The organism is Streptomyces sp. WZ-12 (assembly GCF_028898845.1).
In the GTDB taxonomy this organism is placed as follows: domain Bacteria; phylum Actinomycetota; class Actinomycetes; order Streptomycetales; family Streptomycetaceae; genus Streptomyces.
Genome location: NZ_CP118574.1, coordinates 8,208,737 through 8,226,525 on the forward strand (window position 1 = coordinate 8,208,737; position 17,789 = coordinate 8,226,525).

General features: G+C 74.7%; 8 protein-coding genes and 1 pseudogene. 6 read left to right on the plus strand and 3 right to left on the minus strand.

Annotated features, from left to right (window positions below):
• Positions 1 to 236: 236 nt before the first annotated feature.
• From PV796_RS36040 to PV796_RS36055, 4 genes are read left to right on the plus strand one after another with little or no spacing between them, the layout of a single operon-like run.
• Positions 237 to 5,261 carry a non-ribosomal peptide synthetase gene (locus tag PV796_RS36040; RefSeq protein WP_274917954.1) on the plus strand — a complete coding sequence of 1,675 codons (5,025 nt, stop codon included), beginning with the start codon at positions 237 to 239 and terminating at the stop codon, positions 5,259 to 5,261.
• Entirely contained in the window at positions 5,258 to 10,645 is a 5,388-nt protein-coding gene (locus PV796_RS36045) for a type I polyketide synthase (RefSeq protein ID WP_274917955.1), read from the plus strand. Before PV796_RS36040 ends, PV796_RS36045 begins: the two co-directional genes overlap by 4 nt.
• Complete coding sequence (locus PV796_RS36050) at positions 10,642 to 11,379, plus strand: thioesterase II family protein (protein ID WP_274917956.1); 738 nt, start codon at positions 10,642 to 10,644, stop codon at positions 11,377 to 11,379. The genes PV796_RS36045 and PV796_RS36050 overlap by 4 nt, the downstream gene beginning before the upstream one ends.
• A complete protein-coding gene (locus tag PV796_RS36055) occupies positions 11,376 to 12,767 on the plus strand; it encodes an MFS transporter (RefSeq protein ID WP_274917957.1) in 1,392 nt (463 codons plus the stop codon). Before PV796_RS36050 ends, PV796_RS36055 begins: the two co-directional genes overlap by 4 nt.
• Positions 12,768 to 12,949: 182 nt before the next feature.
• Here PV796_RS36055 and PV796_RS36060 read toward each other — a convergent pair whose 3' ends face one another.
• The gene (locus PV796_RS36060; RefSeq protein ID WP_274917958.1) at positions 12,950 to 13,711 is read right to left on the minus strand and encodes an SDR family NAD(P)-dependent oxidoreductase; all 762 of its coding nucleotides are present in this window, start codon (positions 13,709 to 13,711) and stop codon (positions 12,950 to 12,952) included.
• A 532-nt stretch (positions 13,712 to 14,243) separates the two neighbouring features.
• Here PV796_RS36060 and PV796_RS36065 point away from each other — a divergent pair.
• Positions 14,244 to 14,675: a nuclear transport factor 2 family protein gene (locus PV796_RS36065; RefSeq protein WP_274917959.1), complete on the plus strand. Its 432-nt coding sequence runs from the start codon at positions 14,244 to 14,246 to the stop codon at positions 14,673 to 14,675.
• Positions 14,676 to 14,738: 63 nt separating this feature from the next.
• Here PV796_RS36065 and PV796_RS36070 read toward each other — a convergent pair.
• Positions 14,739 to 15,107 (minus strand): annotated as a pseudogene (locus PV796_RS36070) (BBE domain-containing protein); the annotation flags it as partial.
• 666 nt (positions 15,108 to 15,773) lie between these two features.
• Entirely contained in the window at positions 15,774 to 16,655 is an 882-nt protein-coding gene (locus tag PV796_RS36075; RefSeq protein ID WP_274917960.1) for a dihydrodipicolinate synthase family protein, read from the minus strand.
• A 71-nt stretch (positions 16,656 to 16,726) separates the two neighbouring features.
• Between PV796_RS36075 and PV796_RS36080 the strand changes: the two genes are divergently transcribed.
• Positions 16,727 to 17,602, plus strand: coding sequence for a LysR family transcriptional regulator (locus PV796_RS36080; protein WP_274917961.1), 876 nt, complete (start codon positions 16,727 to 16,729; stop codon positions 17,600 to 17,602).
• Positions 17,603 to 17,789: the final 187 nt, after the last annotated feature.

The following is a 17,789-nucleotide window of genomic DNA, read 5'->3' on the forward strand; positions in this document are numbered from 1 at the left end:
GCGATCACCCGCCGGGCCGTGCGACAGCATTGCCGCAGCGTGATCACCGCTTTCCCGCGCACCTCGCTCTATCCAAAGCGTTCCACGGCGATGGTCGCCGCCCGACGAGAAAACACCGGTCAGCCGGATATCCGTCGCCCGGAATCCTTCCCGCGGAGCCGGCAGGCCGTCAGGGCGCCATCGGTCGCGGCCCGCGCCGCGCCGCCGCGGTGCCAGGAATACGGGGGAGATCCGCCATGCACCGTCCCGACGAGCAACTCGGCGACGCCTTACGGGGGCCCGCCGCCGACCACTTGGCCCCGCACGGCATCCCCGGACTGGTCCGGGCCGCCGCCGAACGCGCCCCCGGGGCCGTCGCGCTCACCGGCGCCGGTGGCACCTGGACCTACCTGGAACTGGAGCGGATCTCGGACCGGATCGCCGCCGCGCTGTGCCACCGCGACCTGCCCGCGGACCGGCCGGTCGGCGTCCTGGCCCACCGCGGCCCCCACATGGTCGCCGCGCTGTTGGGCATCTTGAAGGCGGGCCTGGCCTACCTCCCGCTGGCGACCGACGAGTCCGCCGAACGGCTCGCCCTGATCCTCGGCACCGCCCGGCCCGCCGTCATCCTCGGCACCACCGGCCCGCTGGCCGCCTGGCGGGGGCCGGACGGCCCCGACCTGCTGGACCTCGTCCCGCTCGCCGCCGGTACCGACCCGGCCCAACCCGCGGCGCCGCTGCGCCCGGTCGCCCCGGACCAGCTCGCCAACGTGTTCTTCACCTCCGGCTCCACCGGCACCCCCAAGGGCGTCCTCGTGCCCAGCGGTGGGCTCACCAACCGGCTGCTGTGGGGCCAGCGCCACTACGGACTGACGCCCGCCGACCGGGTCCTGCAGAAGACCCCGTACACCTTCGACGTCTCCGGCTGGGAGATCTTCTGGCCGCTGATCGCCGGTGCCCGCCTGGTCCTGCTCGACCCCGGCGAGCACGCCGACCCCGGCGCCCTCGTCAAGGCGGTCATCGAACACCGCATCACCGTCTGCCACTTCGTGCCCTCGATGCTGGACGAGTTCCTGCGCTGGCCGGGCGCCGCCGACTGCACCGGCCTGCGGCACGTCTTCTGCAGCGGCGAGGCGCTGCCGCCCGCCTTGGCCCGCACCTGCCTGGCGACCCTCCCGGCCCGGCTGCACAACCTCTACGGCCCCACCGAGGCATCCATCGAAGTCACCTACTGGGACAGCCCGGTTGCCCCCGCCGCCCTCGACACCGTCCCCATCGGCCGGGCCGTCGACAACTGCGTCCTGCTCGTCCTGGACGACCGGGGCCGGCCGGTCGCCGACGGCGCCACCGGTGAACTGTGCATCGGCGGCGCACCCCTGGCCCTCGGCTACCTCGGCCGGCCCGACCTCACCGAGCGGGCCTTCGTCCCGGCACCCCCCGGCAGCGGTGTGGACCGGGTCTACCGCACCGGAGACCTGGTCAGTGTCGCCGACGGGCAGATCCACTACCACGGCCGCAGCGACGAGCAGGTCAAGATCCGGGGCGTACGGGTGGAGCCGGGCGAGGTCGAGGAGGTGCTGCGCGCGCACCCCGGCGTGGCCGAATGCGCGGTCGTCGCGACCGGCGGGCGTACCCCCGGGCTGGTGGCGTTCCTCCGGCCCGCCGCCGGACCGGAGCCGCGGGACGACTACCGCGCCCATGTGGCCGCCCGGCTGCCCGCCGCCTACGTCCCCGGCCACTTCGTCACCCTCGACGCCCTGCCGCTGACCGGCAGCGGCAAGCAGGACCGGGCGGCGCTGCGCCGCCGCGCCGCGGAACTCGGCGCGTCCCCGGGCGACCGCGGCACCCCCGGTGACGACCCGGCAGCCCGGATGTGGGCCGATGCGCTCGGTCTCGAATCCGCCGACGAGGACCGCGACTTCCTCTCCCTCGGTGGCCACAGCCTGGCCGCGGCCCGCCTGCGCGGCGAACTGCTGCGCCACTACGGTCTGCGCCTGACCCTCGCCGAACTGCTGCACGGACGCCTCACCTTGGCCGCCCTGCGCCGCCGCCTCCCCACCGCCACCGCCGCCGCCACCGCCCCCGGGACCTCCGGCCGGCCGCCCCGCCGCCCCGACCCGGCCCGCGCCCCGGTCTCGGCCGGCCAGCGCCGGCTGTGGCTGATGGAACAGCTCCACCCACGGCTCAGCGCCTACAACGTCGTCGCCGCCGTGCGCGTCGCGGGCGGCCTGGACACCGGCCAACTGCGCACCGCACTCGCCGCGGTCGTCGCCCGGCACGAGGCGCTGCGCACCCGCCTGGCGCAGGACGGGAGCGGCCCGTACCAGGACATCGCCGCACACGTCGAACCGCCGCTCTCCGTCACCACCGTCCACGAGCCGCTCACCGAGGAGCGCTGCCGGGCCCTGGCGGCCGACGCCGCGGCCGAACCGCTGCCCGTCGACGCGGCGCCGCTGCTGCGCGTCCGGTACACCGCGGGCCCCGGGCCGGACGGACTGTTGGTAGCCGTACTGCACCACGCCATCGCCGACCAGCGCTCCACGGACCTCTTCCTCACCGACCTCGCCGCGGCCTACGACGGCCGCCTCCCGAGCACCGCACCGCCCCAGTTCGGCGACCTGCTCGCGCACCGGGCCACCCACGCGGACGCCGCCGCCGAGGAGGCGGACCTCGCCTACTGGACCGACCGGCTGCGCGACGCCCCACGCGCCCACGGCCTGCCCTTCCAGGCCCGCCGTCCCGCGGTCCCCACCTTCACCGGCGCCGCCGCCTGCGCCACCCTGGCCGGGACGGCCGCCGACCGCCTGACCGCGGTGGCCCGGGAACTCGGCGTCACACCGGTTCCGCTCGTCCTCGCCGCGTTCGCCACCGTGCTCACCTCCTGGAGCGGCCAGGACGAGGTCGTCGTCGGCGTCCCCTGGTCGAGCCGCGACGGCGGGCCCGACGACGACGTCCTCGGCTTCCTCGTCGACACCCTGCCGGTGCGGATCGACGTCGCCGGCGCCGACCGCCTCGCCACCCTGGTCCGCCGGGTGTCCGGCGCGTTGCTCGACGCCCACGCCCACGCCGGTGCGGACTTCGAGCGGATCGTGCACGCCCTCGGACTGCCCCGCACGCTCAGCCGCAATCCGCTGTACCAGGTGTGGTTCAACGACCTCACCCACGCCGCGCCCGCCCCCTCCTTCGCCGGGGCGGTGGCTCAGGAGGTCGAACCGGACACCACCGGCGCCCTGTTCGACCTCGGCCTCTACCTGCACCGCGGCCCGGCCGGCGGCTACCGGCTGCGCCTGGTGTACGCCCGCGACGTCTTCGACGGGGAAACCGCCGGCCACCTCCTCGACCAGCTCGTCCGGCTCCTGCACGAGGTCCCCGACGGCCTCGGCCGGGCTCCCGCCCGCTGGCCGCTCGGCGCTCGGCGGCCATCCGCGGCCCTCGCCCCCCGGCCCCAACCACCCACCGTCTGCGCCTCGTTCACCGCGGCGGCCGAGGCACACCCCGACCGGATCGCGCTCCACCACCCCACCGGAGAACTGACCTACCGCCGGCTCCGACAGGCGGTCGAGGAGCGGGCGGACGCCCTGCGCGCCGCCGGCTGGACCGACCGCATGGTGCTGCTCCCGGGCGACCGCACGACCACCACCGTCGTCGAACTCCTCGCCGCCTGGCACGCCGGATGCGCCGTCACCCTCGTGGACGCCGCCCTGCCGCCACAGCGGCTACGGGCCGCCGTGGCCGGTGCCGGCGTCGAGGCCGTGCTCACCCCCGGCGGCCCCGACTGGCCCGTCCCCGTCCTCACCGGACCCGACCTGCCCCGCCCCACCACCGGCCCGCGGCCCCTCGACTGCGGCCACGCCCTGTGCACTTCGGGCACCACGGGAGAGCCCAGCGTGGTCTTCGTCCCCCGCGAAGCGCTCCCCGAAGCCCTGCACCACTACCGCGAGGCGTTCGACGCCGGCCCCCAGGACCGCGTCGCCCTGCTCTCCGCCCCCGGGCACGATCCCGTCCTGCGCGACATACTCGTCCCGCTCACCGCCGGCGGCACCCTCTACCTCCCGGACACCACCGAACCCGCCGCGCTCGCCGCCCTGTTCGCCGAGGAGCGCCTGACCCTGCTGCACGCCACCCCCGGCCGGGCCCGGCTGCTGGCCTCCGCCGTGCGTGCCGCCGGACGGCGACTGGACCACCTGCGGCACATCGTGCTCTCCGGCGCGGCGCTGACCGACCCGGTCGCCCGTGAACTGCGCCGTGCCGCCCCGGCCGCCGAGATCCACCACGGCTACGGCGCCACCGCGACCCCCCAGTTGAGCACCTGGCTGCGCTGGCGCGACCCCGCGGGCGACCCGGTGCGGCGCCGCCGCCACCGCACCGGCGTACCACTGGCCGCCAGCGGCCCATGGCGGGAACTCCTCCTGCCGGGCGCCGGCGTCGGCCAGCTCGGCGAGATCGTGGTGCGCGGCCGCGGCCTCGCGGTGCGCACCCAACCCGCCGCGGAGCCCGCTCCGTTCGGCCCCGACCCGCACGGCGAACCGGGCGTCACCACCTACCGCACCGGCGACCTCGGCCGGTACACCCCGGACGGGCAGCTCGAATTCGCCGGTCGCCGCGACCGGCAGTTGTCGGTCGGCGGCCACCGGCTGGAACCGGCCGAGATCGAGGTCGCGCTGCTCGCCCACCCGGCCGTGACCGGCTGCGTCGCGACGGCCGCCGGCGCCGGCCTCACCGCCGTCGTCGCCGCGCCCGGCGCGCAGCCGGTACTCGCCGGGGAACTGCGGCACGAACTGGCCACGGTGCTGCCCGCATGGGCGGTACCCGACCGGATCGTGCTCGTCGACGCGCTGCCGCTGGACGCCAACGGCAAACCCGACCAGCGGGCGACCGCCGCCCTCGCCGCCGGGGCGAACACCCCCCAAGGCCCCGTGGGCCAGGCCGCATTGGACATCGAGGACACCATCCTGGCCGCCCTGCGCGACCAGCTCACCGCCGCCGGCGGCACCCCGCCCGCACCGCCCGGCGCGACCACCAACTTCTTCGAGGCGGGCCTCACTTCCCTCGCCCTGCTGCGCCTGCACGAGCGACTGCGCGCACACGGCCTGACCGCCGAGGTCGTCGACCTCTTCCGCTTCCCCAACGCCCGCCTGCTCGCCCGCCACTTGGGCGGCGAGCGGGCCCCGGCACTCGGCGGTCCGGCACCGGACGCCCGCCCCACACCACACGCAGGCGCCGCCGCCCGGCGCGCCGTCCGCCGCCGCCTGGCCGACCGGAAAGAGACCAGCCAGCGATGAACGCGTCACCGCAGCAGCCCGCGTCCGAGAACACCGCCGAGCCGGTCGCGATCACCGGTATGGCCGGCCGGTTCCCCGGCGCCGACAACCTCGAACGGTTCTGGCACAACCTCTCCGAGGGCACCGACTGCTTCACCACCCGCACCGACGACGCCCTGCGCGCCGCCGGCGTCCCCGCTCACCACCTGACCGACCCGCACTACGTCCGCCGCGTCCCGCTGCTCGCCGACGCCGACCGGTTCGACGCCGAGTTCTTCGGGATGACCCCGCGCGAGGCCGCCCTGCGGGACCCGCAGCAGCGTCTCTTCCTCGAACTGGCCCACTCCGCCCTGGAGGACGCCGGCCACGACCCGTTCGCCGTACCCGGCACCGTCGGCGTCTACGCGGGCGCCGCCGCCAACCGCTATGCGGAGTTCAACCTGCGCGCCGACAAGGAGACCGCCGCCCGAGCCGGCGCGCTCGCGCTGGACCTGCACAACAACAACGACTACGTCGCCGCCACCGCCGCCTACCGCCTCGGCCTCACCGGCCCCGCCCTCTCCGTGGCCACCGCCTGCTCCACCTCCCTCGTCGCCGTCCACCTGGCCTGCCAGGCGCTGCGGGCCGGCGAGTGCGAGACGGCCCTGGCGGGCGGCGCGGAGATCGAACTGCCCTACGGCCACGGCTATCGCTGGGCGCCCGGCAGCATCTACTCCCGGGACGGGTTCTGCCGCCCGTTCGACGTCCGGGCCAACGGCACCGTCTTCGGCAACGGCGGTGGCGCCGTCGTCCTGCGGTTGCTTTCCGACGCGTTGGCCGACGGCGACCCCATCCGGGCGGTGATCCGTGGCTCAGCGGTCGCCAACGACGGCGCCGACCGGGTCAGCTTCTCGGCACCGGGTGTGGACGGCCAACTGCGGGCCGTCGCCGAGGCGATGGCCGTCGCGGGCCGCGCCCCCGGCGACATCGACTACATCGAGGCACACGGCACCGGCACCGACATCGGCGACGCCATCGAGATCGAGGCGCTCACCGCCGCGTACCGCTTCCTGACCGGTCCCGGCGCCGACGCTCCGGCCGGTATCGCGCTCGGCTCCGTCAAGTCCGCCATCGGCCACCTCGGCCCCGCCTCCGGGATCGCCGGGCTCATCAAGACCGTCCTCTGCCTGGAGCACGGCGAGTTGGTGCCGACCGTCCACTTCACCGAGCCCAACCCCCGGCTGAAGCTGGACACCACTCCCTTCCGCGTCGTCGGCCGGCGCGATGCCTGGCCCGCCGCCGACCACCGGCCCCGCACCGCGGCCGTCAGCTCCTTCGGCGTGGGCGGCACCAACGCCCACGTCGTGCTGGAGCAGGCGCCGCCCGCCCCGCCCGGCCCCGCCACCGACGGCCCCGAACTGCTCGTCTGGTCGGCGCGCACCGAGGCCGCCGAACCCGAGGTGCGGGCTCGCCTCGCCCGGCACCTCACCTGGCGCGGCGCGGACGGCTTCGTGGACACCGCGGCGACCCTGCGGCACGGCCGGACCGTGCACCGGCTGCGCCGGGCCGCCGTCGCCAAGACCGCCCGCGCCGCGGTGGACCTGCTCTCCGCCCCCGAAGGCCGCGACGTGCTCCGCCCCACCGACGGCGCCGCCGCCCGGCCGGTGGCCCTGCTCTTCCCGGGACAGGGCTCCCAACGGCCGGGCATGGCCGCCGGACTCCTGGGCAGCGACCCCGTGTTCACCGAGACCATGCACCGCTGCCTGGACACCGTCGGCGCCCTCGGCGTGGACCTGGAGCCGGCCTGGCGCGGCCCGCACGCCGCCGAACTGCTGAACCGCACCGAGTACGCCCAGCCGCTGCTGGCCTCCGTCGGTCTGTCCCTGGCCGCCATGTGGCGGGCCTGGGGCATCGACCCCACCGCCCTACTCGGCCACAGCGTCGGGGAGTTGACCGCCGCCCTGGTCGCCGGCGTCGCCGAGCCGGAGGACGGCCTGCGTCTTGTCACCGCCCGCGCCCAGGCCATGCAGGCCATGCCGCCCGGCGCCATGCTCGCGGTCGCCCTTCCCGAGGACGAGGCCCGGGCCCTGCTCGGTGAGAGCCTCGCCCTGGCCGCCGTCAACGGCCCGCGCCAGAGCGTGCTGGCCGGCCCGGCGGAGGCGATCGAGGCCGCCGCCGCCCAGGTGCGGGCCGCGGGCGGGCGGGCCCGGCGGCTCACCACCTCGCACGCCTTCCACTCCCCGGCCATGGCGCGCGCCGCCGAGCAGTTCCTGGCGGCGTTCGACGGTGTGTCCCTGGCCCCGCCCGCCGTCCCCGTCATCTCGGCCGCCACCGGCGAGCCGCTCACCGACGCACAGGCCACCGACCCCGCCTTCTGGGCCGGGCAACTCGCCGCCCCGGTGCGCTTCGGCCCGGCCCTGGCCCACCTCCTGGGCGCCCGGCCGCTCACCACGTTGGAGGCCGGCCCCGGTCGCGCCCTCACCACGCTCGTCCGCGGCCACGGCGGCGGCAGCCTCGCCGTGCCGGGCCTCGGCACCGACGCCGATGACCCGAGCGCCGCCCTGACCGCCGCGGGCACGCTGTGGACCGAGGGCCACGACCTGCGCTGGGAAGCGGTCGGCCCGCCCCGCCCGCTGCGCCGCACCGCCCTCCCCGCCTACCCCTACCAGCGCACCCGGCACTGGATCAGCCCGCCGCCCAGCCCGGAACCCGCCGCCACCGGCGACGGTGCGCCGCCACCCGCCACGGAGCGGCCCGCCCAACCACCGCTGCCGGAGGCCGGGGAGCACACCGCGGCCGGGAACGGCACCCGCACCACCCCCGGGACGCCCGCCGCGCCCACCCCACCCGGCCCCTCCCCGCTGTCCCTGGTCCGCTGGCGCGAACTGCCGGCCACCGCCCGCCCGCCCCGGTACCGCGGCAGCACCGCCCTCACCCTGCTCCCCGACGACCCCGCCGCCGCCCGCCGCGTCACCGCGCTCCTCGGCCGCGCCGGCCACCGCGTCGTCCCCGCCCACCCCGGCACCGTCGCCGACGTCCTGCCCGAACTCCTCGCGAACGGCGGCGAACCGGCCCTCTACGTCCACGCCCGCGCCGCCGGCAACTGGCCCCAGGCCACCGTCCGGAACGTCACCGACCAGCTCGCCGCGGGCGTCGAGAGCGCCTTCGAGCTGGTCCGGACCGTGGCCCGCGGCGCCCGACGCCCGCCCCGCTTCCTGCTGCTCACCGAGCAGGCCGTGGACGTCTCAGGCGGCGAACCCCTCCACCCGGCCAAGGCGGCCCTGGCCGGACTCGCCCGCACGGTGCCGCTGGAACTGCCGGGCGCCGCCTGCCTGTTGCTGGACATCGCACCCGGCACCGACGACGACCTGATCACCCATCAGCTCCAGGAGCCCGCCGGGCCGCCGGTCGTCGCGCTGCGCGGCGACCGCCGCTGGGCGCCCGTCGAGGTGCCGATCCCGCACCGACCCGCCACCGAGCCACCGATCCGCCCCGGCGGCACCTACCTCATCACCGGCGGCTACGGCGGACTGGGCCTGGCCGCCGCCCGCGGGCTCGCCGCCACCGGCCTCGCCCCAACGCTCGTCCTCACCGGCCGCCGCGGCCCCACCCCCGCCACCGAGCCGCACCTCGCCGAGCTGACCCGGCTGGGCGCGCGGGTGCTCACCGAACGCACCGACATCACCGACGAGGCGTCCCTGCGCGACCTCGCCGACCGCGTCGAACGCACCGCCGGTCGCATCCACGGCGTACTGCACACCGCGGGGCTGCCCGGCGGCGGCCTGATCGCCTTCCGCACCGTCGAGCAACTGCGGGCGGTACTGCGGCCGAAGACCCTGGGCACCCTCGCGTTGGAACAGGTCTTCGCCGACCGCCCACCGCTCGACTTCCTCGCCCACTTCTCCAGCCGCGCCTCCCTCGCCGGGCTGGTCGGCAGCGCCGACTACGCCGCCGCGAACGCCTTCCTCGACGCCCATGCCACCGCCTCCCGGCAGCGCTGCGTCAGCGTCAACTGGCCGAGCTGGGCCGCGGTCGGGATGGCCGCCCGCGCCACCGTCGACCCCGGCAGCGGCGCCCCGCTCGCCGACTGGTCCGCCACCCGCCGCCCACCGCAACCCCTGGTCCACGAGCAGGAGCTGTCCGAACGGGAGTGGATGCTCGACGAGCACCGCTTCGACGGGCGCGCCGTACTGCCCGGCACCGCCCACCTGGACCTGGTGGTCCGGGCCGCCCGGGAGCTGCTCCCGGAGCCGCCCGGCGCGCCGGTGCGGCTGCGCGACGCGGTCTTCCACCGTCCGCTGTTCGTCGACGGCACCCGCCGCATCCGCATCCTGCTCCAACCCCGGGACGATCACTGGGAGTTCACGCTCACCAGCGGCTCCACCGTGCACTCCACCGGGCGGGTGGAGCGGCCCGGCGACGCGGCCCCGCCCCGGGTGGACCTGGCCGCGGTGGCCGCGCGCCTGACCGGGCCCGCCGAGGACGACGACCCGGCCGGCCTGGCCGAACTCGGCCCGCACTGGCACAGCGTGGCGGAGGTGCGCCGCTCCGCGGACGAACAGCTCGCCAGGCTCCGCCTCGATCCCCGCTTCCACGCCGAACTCGGCGACCACGCACTGCACCCGGCCCTCCTGGACAGCGCCACCGCACTCACCCGGCGCCGCACCGACGGCCACCATCTGCCGCTGCTGTACGAGGAGATCACGGTCTACGACGACCTGCCCGGCGCGTTCGCCGCCCATGTGCGGCACCGGCGCGGCGGCAGCGGCGTACTCGTCGCCGACCTCGACCTGGTACACCCCGACGGGGCGCCGGCCGTCACGGTCCGCGGCTTCACGATGCGCGCGGTGGCGGACCGCCCGTTCGCGTCGGCGGCCACCGAAGCCGAGGCCGACGACGGGTCCGTGGTGGAACCCGACGACGGTGGCACCCCGGCCGCCGGCCTGCCGCCGTCGGACGGCATCCCGCCCGCCGAGGGCGTGGCGCTGTTCTTCGACATCCTGGCGGCCCGCCCCGGCCGGCAGGTCGCCGTCCGCCCCTACCGCGACGGCATACCGGTGCCGCCCGAGCCCCTTCCCACCGCGCCGCCGGAGCCCCCTCCCGCCCCGGACCCGGACCCCGAACCGGCCGCCGCCACCCACCCCGTTGCCGCGCCACCGGACCCCCTGCCGGCACCGGACCGCGGCGATGCCCCGGACCACGCCGCGGTCCTGAAGGAGATCTGGCAGACCGCGCTCGGCCGTACCGCCATCGGGCCCGCCGACGACTTCTTCGCCCTCGGCGGGGACTCGCTCAGCGCCGTCGGCCTGATCGCCGAGGTCCGGGACCGGCTCGGCATCGAGATGGGCATCGGCGAGCTGTTCGCGTTTCCCACCCTTGAGGCGCTCGCCGGCGAACTGCGCCGGCGGGCGGGGGAGGGCCGGTGACCGCCGGCCACGAGACCGCGCTGGTCCGTGGCGCCCCGCGCCCCGGCGCCCGCACCCGCCTCTACTGCTTCCACCACGCGGGCGGCACCGCCGCGGAGTTCAGCAGTTGGCACCGTTATCTGCCGGAGAGCGTGGACGTCTGCGCGGTGCAGTTGCCCGGCCGCGGCGCCCGCGCCCGGGAGCGTCCGCACACCCGGATCGGCCCGCTGGTGGCGGAGCTCGCCGCACACCTCCGCATGGACCTGCCGACCGTGTTCTTCGGGCACAGCTTCGGCGCCCTGGTCGCCTTCGAGGCGGCCCGCGCGCTGCGGACAGCGGGCCTGCCCGGCCCCCGGCACCTGTTCCTCTCCGCCCGCCCCGCACCCGGCCTGGTGGCCTACGAGGGCAGCCTCCACGACCTGCCCGACGCGGACTTCCTCGACGTCGTGGCCGAACGGCACGGCGGTGTGCCCGCGCAGTTGCGCGACCACCCTGAGCTGCGCCACCTGGTGCTGCCCTACTTCCGCGCCGACTACGAGGTGTTGGAGACCTACCGAGCCACCGCGGCGGACCCGCTCCCGGTGGCCGCGACCGTGCTCGGCGGCACCGACGACCCCATCCCGCTCGTACAACTGGAGGCGTGGCGCTCGCAGGTGACGGGGCCGTTCGCGGTCCGCATGTTCCCCGGCGACCACTTCTACCTCCGCCCGTGGCGCACGGCCGTCCTCGACCTGATCCGCGAGGTGGCGGGGTGACCGCGACCGCCCGCGCCCCCGCCGCCCGGGGGCTCGGCGCCCGGTACGGGCTGCTGCTGTTCGCCTTCGTCGTCTCCGGGCTCGGCAACTGGACCTACCGGCTCACCCTGCCGCTGATGGTCCTGGAGCTGACCGGTTCGGCTCTGAACACGGCCGTGGTCTACGCGTTGGAGTACGCGCCGCTGCTCCTGCTGTCGCTGCCCGGCGGGGTGTTGGCCGACCGCTTCGACCGCCGCCGCATCCTGGTCGCCGGAGACCTGGCGGCGACGGCCCTGGCCGGGCTCCTGGCATTCGTGGTCACCTCGGGCGCCGCGCCGGTCCTCGTGGTCTACGTCCTGGCGTTCCTGCTGGCCTGCGTCGAGCCGCTGTACTACCCCGCGTTCCAGGTCCTGGTGCCGAGCCTGGTGCGCGACACCGACCTGGAACGGGCCAACGCCTGGCTGCAGATGGGCGACAACGTGATGAGCCTGGCCGGCCCGGCCGCGGCCGGCGTCCTCATCGCCGCCCTCGGTTACCAGGGCGCCATCTGGACCGACGCCGCCACCTTCGCCGTGTCGGCGCTGGCCATCCTGGCCCTCGGCCGGCGCCCGGGGACCACCCGCACCCCCGCACCCGCCGACGCACCCTCCGCACCACCGCCCGAGGCCCGGCCCGCCGCGGACCCGCCGCCGCGCGGCACCTTCCTCGGCGAGATCCGGGACACCCTGTCCCACATCTGCCGCGACAACCGCGCCCTGCTGAGCGGCGCCGTCCTCTTCGCCGTCGCCAACCTCGGCACCTGGATGGTGCAGGCCAACCTCGTCTACTACCTGAGGGATTACCACGGTGTGACCCCCGCGGGCGTCGGCGTGGTCCTGGCGGCGCAGGGCGCGGGGGCGGTACTGGGGGCCGCGCTCTGCCCCTGGATCGGCCGCCGGTTCGCCCCCGGCCGCGTCGTCATCGCCGGCACGGTGCTGGCCGGCACCGGCATCGTCGTCCTGGCCGCGGTACGCGACGTGACCGGCATCGCGGTGCTGTGGGCCCTGGTCTACGGAGTCGGCATCGTCAACATGGTGAGCTGGTTCGTACTGCGCCAACGCACCGTGCCGCCCGAACTCCTGGGCCGGGTCGTGGCCACGACCCGGATGATCGCCTTCCTGACGATCCCGGTCGCCTCGGTGCTGGGCGGCGTGCTGGAACAGCACTGGCACAACATGTACTTGATCATCGCGCTCGCGGGCAGCCTGCGCCTGCTCGTCGGTCTCGGCGCCCTCGCCTCCCCCCCTCAACTCCACCGCAGGCCGCACGAGCCCACCCGAGCCTCAACACCCGACACGTCCCCGACCCTCGTGACGAGTCGGCCGCCCAACACCGGCTGCCTGCCTCGCGCCCGCAGGGTCCGGGGCTGACTGGCGCCGGGGATGAAGCCACGGCTCCGTCATGCAGGGGGCGGGCCCCGGCGGGCGGAGTGGAGGAGACGATCGGCGAAGGCTTCGACGGCCGGCATCACCGGCATCGAGACGCACGCCGCTGCCGGCCACTGCCCAAGCGCACCGGCCCCTTCCGCCGCACCGGATCCGCGGGACGGGCGTCAGGTCCGCAGGTGGGACGCGCCGTTGAGGTCCACGATGGTCCCCGATGCCCACATCGCCGCGGGCGAGGCCAAGAAGTGCACGGTGGCGGCGACCTCATCCGGTGCGCCGACCCTGCCGAACGGGCTCTCCGCGCGCAGGCGTTGGCCCTGCGGCCCGGCCAGTTTGGCCGCCTGGCGCTCGGTAGCCACGAACCCCGGCGCGACGGAGGTGACCGCGATGCCGTGCGGCGCCAGCGCGACAGCAAGTGACTGGCCAAGTGCGTGCAGGGCGGCCTTGGTCGTCCCGTAGGCCGGGAAGTCCGGCTCTCCCCGGAACGCGCCGCGGGAGCCGACGTTGACGATGGCGCCCCCTGCTCCACGGTCGATCAGGTGGTGGGCGACGGCCCAGCACAGGTCGGCCGGGGCGAGCAGGTTCACGTCGACCATGCGCCGCCACACGCGCTGCCAGTCCGCCAGCGGTGTGTCGGCGACCGGATGACGGTTGGCTTCCGTCGGCGCCACACCGGCGTTGTTGACCAGGACATCCACCGAACCCAGCGCGGCAACCGCCTGCGCGACGAGCTGTTCGGCGGCGCCCGGCTCACCGAGGTCGGCCTGCAGCAACACGTGACCCTCGCCGGGCAGTTGCAGCACGGTCTCCTCGGCGTCCGCGCGGTTGCCCGCGTACTGCACCGCGACCCGGTCGCCACCCTGGGCGAAGGCCAGGGCGACGGCCCGGCCGATGCCCCGCGAGCCGCCGGTCACCAGGACGCCCCTCATCGCGCGACCGCCGTCCACGAGCCGCGTAGCCGCGCCGCGGCCCCGTCGCCCCCGACGCCGGACAGCGAACGCACGGGGCGCGGTCGGCGCGCGAGGCCATGGCTGTGCTGCTCGCGCGGTGGCATGCGCCGGCGGTCCGACGCAGCCGATGGGGCAACGGGACGGTGTGGCATGGGGAACCTCCTGGTCGACGAACCTGAATCCATGGGAAAACGCAACTGCCCCGCTACGGCGCAGCGTTCACCAGGGGCAACCGGTTCACAGCGTGCGCCGCGCCCCGCCCACAGCTTGCCTCAGTCGGGTGCGTCAACGGCAACCGGCCCGGGCAAAGACGGCAGGTACATGTGCCACGTTCAGTCGAAGGGGGCTCACCCCGGAGGCGCCGGCTGACCCAGCCGCACTCGTGGTGACTGCCTGAGCGTCAGGAGGGGCGACGACTAATTATGTACTGATCGATCCAAAACCTGTTAGCGTAAGGGTCGACGAGTTGGCCAGTCGTGGCGACTTCGTCCCAAACGTGCGAAAGAGGCTCATGGTGACAGCGGAACAGCGGACGCCCCGAGAGATCGTCGAGGCGTATGTGCGCGCGATGGAGAACGGCCACAGTGACCGGATAGCGGAACTCTTCGCCGAGAAGGTCGACTGGTGCGTTCCCGGCGCGGAGGAAGTCCCCTGGCTCGGTACGCGTTCGACGCGAGAGGAAGTCGCCGATTTCTTCAGGGCGCTCTACAACCATGTGGCCAAGGAGGAATTCGTCGTCGAGCAGGTGCTCGCCGATGACAGGGACGCGGTGGCGCTCGGACACCTCAAGAGCCGGGTCAGGGCGAACAACGCACTGATGGAAACCTGGTTTGCCCTCCATGTGACGGTGACTGACGGGCAGATCACGCGGTATCGCTTCTACGAGGACAGCCTGGCGATCATGCGTGCCTGGGAAGCGCCCGGTCGAACCGACCCGGCCTGACCTCCCGGAAGAGCGAGAGGCGATCGGCCGCCGCCACAAGCGGGACCGCGCCGCACAGCGGTCTCAGGCGCGTGGCTCGATCGCCAGTGCGTGGCGGAACACGTTCCGCGGGTCCCAGTGAGCCTTCACCCGCTGTAGGCGCCGGTAGTTGTCCTTGTAGTAGAGCGTGTGCCACGGAACGTTGGAGGTGTTCCACTCCGGGTCGGCGAGGTCGGCGTCCGCGTAGTTGATGTAGGAGCCGTCGCTCACCTCGCCGGGTACGGGTACGCCACCGGTGTCGGCGTGGACGTCACGGTAGAAGGCCCGGATCCAGGCCAGGTGGGCCGCGTCGTCCGCCTGGCTCTCCCAGGCCGCGTGGTACACCGCCTTCATGACCACATCACGCTGGGCGACCGCGGTGTCCTGCGGTCGCACCGCGCGGACCTGACCCCCGTGGCGTCCTGAACACGCAGGAACGTACCCGCGGACTTCGCATACGTCGGCACCCGCCGCCGTGATCATCGCCCGCCGGCGGACTGGGCCTCCTGCCCGACGACCGCGAGCTCAGGTCGCCGACCGGACTTGCGGCACTTCCTGCGCGCCAGCCGTTTTCCGCTTCACCGTGTGCGGGAAGCCGAAGGCGATCAGGCCGCCGTGCGGATCGGTGGACTCCTGTACGGCGCGACCGCCGCGTTCGGCGTGGGCCAGGGCGCGTTCGGCCGCGCTCAGGTCTGCGGTCCCACACCGTCCGACGCGACGGCACGGGCACCGAGCGACCCAACGGTTCAACGGCTCAGTGGCTCAGTGGATCAACGGTCCGCTGGTCCGCTGGCCCAGCAACCCGGCGGCCCAACTTCTCCCGGATACATCACGGTTCGTGACGAGTGTTAGCTCGGATTGTGCCTTGGACGGGCTCGGGGGCGGTGTTGGACTGGTCGCAGCACCGCGGCTGGTCGGTCGGCGGCGAGACGTTGGCCGCGCGCGCCGCCAAGCGCTGATCCGGCTCGCCTGTTTGCTCCTCCGGCCGCTCGCTCGTCCGTCCGCCCGTGGTGGCGGACGGACGGCCCGCGGCTGAGCCGGCCGTGCCTCTGCTCTGCCTGGCTTGCCGGCCGGCCGGGATCACCCGTCAAGCGCGGCAAGGCAATCCAACGCCCGTGCCGTTGCGGCCTCGCTTGCGGGCAGCAGGGGCAGCCGTACCGCCGGTGTGGGAATCCGTCCCTGAGCCGCCAGCACTGCCTTCACCACTGCGGGGTTGGGTTCGGAGAAGACTGCCCGGGCAAGTGTTGCCAGCCGGTGTCCGAGTGGGCGCGCGAACTCCAGGTCTGCCTTGTCCCAGTCATCGAGCAGTTCGACGAAGCGCGCGGTGGCCAGGTGCGCCGTGGCGAGGATTCCGCCGGCCGCGCCGAGGGCGAGCAGCGGAGCGAGGAAGGCGTCTTCCCCGGCCAGGACGGCGAAGCCGGGCGGCAGGTCGCCCAACAGCTCGACGGTGTCCTGGTCCACCGATCCGGTGGCTAGTTTGGCGCCCACGACCCCCCGCATCAGGGCCAGTTGACGCAGGATGCCTGCTCCCAGTGGCTGCCCGGTCCGGTAGGGGATGTGGTAAATCAGCAGTGGTACCGGACTCCGCTCCGTCAGGTGCGCGAAGTGTGCGAGCACCCCCTCGTCCGACGGGCGGACGTACGGTGGTACGGGGACCAACGCGACATCGGCCACCCCCGCCAGCTCGGCCAGCGCCGCCGCGCTCTGTCTGGTGTCGCTGCCCCCGGCGCCAACGATCAGTGTCGCTCCGCGCTCCCGGCAGATCCGGGCGCAGACATCCACCACCTGCCGCTTCTCGTCCGGCGAGAGCATGGCGGGCTCTCCCGTCGTCCCCAGTGCGACCACCCCGGCCGCGCCCTCCGCCAAGACCGAGCGGGCCAGTCGTTCCAACGTGTCCAGCGCGACCGTCCCGTCCTCGGCGAACGGCGTCACCAACGGTACGTAAATGCCGTGGAGATTCATGTCGTTGAGGATCGCAATCGGTACTGCGCAGGTCCAGTTCACATTCTCGATGGTTCTCGTAAGCTGAGCTGATGCTTGATGTCCGCCGCCTGCGCCTGCTCCGGGAACTCGCACATCGGGGCACCATCGCCGCCGTTGCCGAGGCGCTGTCCTTCAGCCCGTCCGCGGTCTCCCAGCAACTGTCCGTGTTGGAACGCGAGACCGGTGTGTCCTTGCTCAAGCGTGCGGGGCGTCGCGTCGCGCTGACCCCGGCCGGCCAGAACCTGGTCCGGCATGCGGAGGACGTGCTGGAGCGCCTGGAGCGAGCGGACGCCGAACTCGCCGCCGTACGCGCCGGGTTGGCCGGTCCGGTGCGGATCGGCAGCTATCCGTCCGCGACCCGCGCGATCGTCCCGGCGGCCCTGGCCTCGCTCGCCCGCGAGCACCCCGCGTTGGAGGCCAGGGTGACCGACGCCGATCCGGCCGGCGTAGCCGCCGCGCTACGGGCCGGAGAGCTCGACCTGGCCCTGGTGCATGAATACGACTTCGTTCCGGCCGATCCTCAACCCGGCTTGACCGGACAGGAGTTGTTCGCCGAACCGATGTATCTGGCGGCACGGACGCCGAGCTCGCTGGTCGACCACGACACCAGTCCGTGGATCATGGCCCCGCCCGGCACGCTCTGCCGCACGATGACCGAACGGGCCTGCCAGGCCGCCGGATTCACACCTCACATCCGCCACGAGGTCGACGACTTCACGACGGTCCTGGCCCTGGTCGCCCTCGGCCAGGGTGTCGCTTTGGTTCCGCACCTCGGCGTGACCGCTCCACCCCCGGGCCTGAACCTCACGCGACTCCCGATGTCCCGCCGCACACGCACCGTCCACCGTGCCGGCGCGGCCAACCACCCGGCCGTCGCCACCATCACGGCCGCCCTCCGCATGGCCGTCCCACCGGAGCTCCAGTGACGGGAACAACGAAGGGGCTCCCGGCGTCTTCCGCGCCAGTCGATCTCGCTCACGGGCCGATCGTGCGCCAATGCCGCCGAGCAGTGCGGGTAAGCAGCGCGCAGGCAAGCCGTAGATGCCAGGCGCTACATGGCTGATTGCGTCCTGACCTGCTGCGTTAAGGTGATAGCCAGTCCGTCCCGGATCG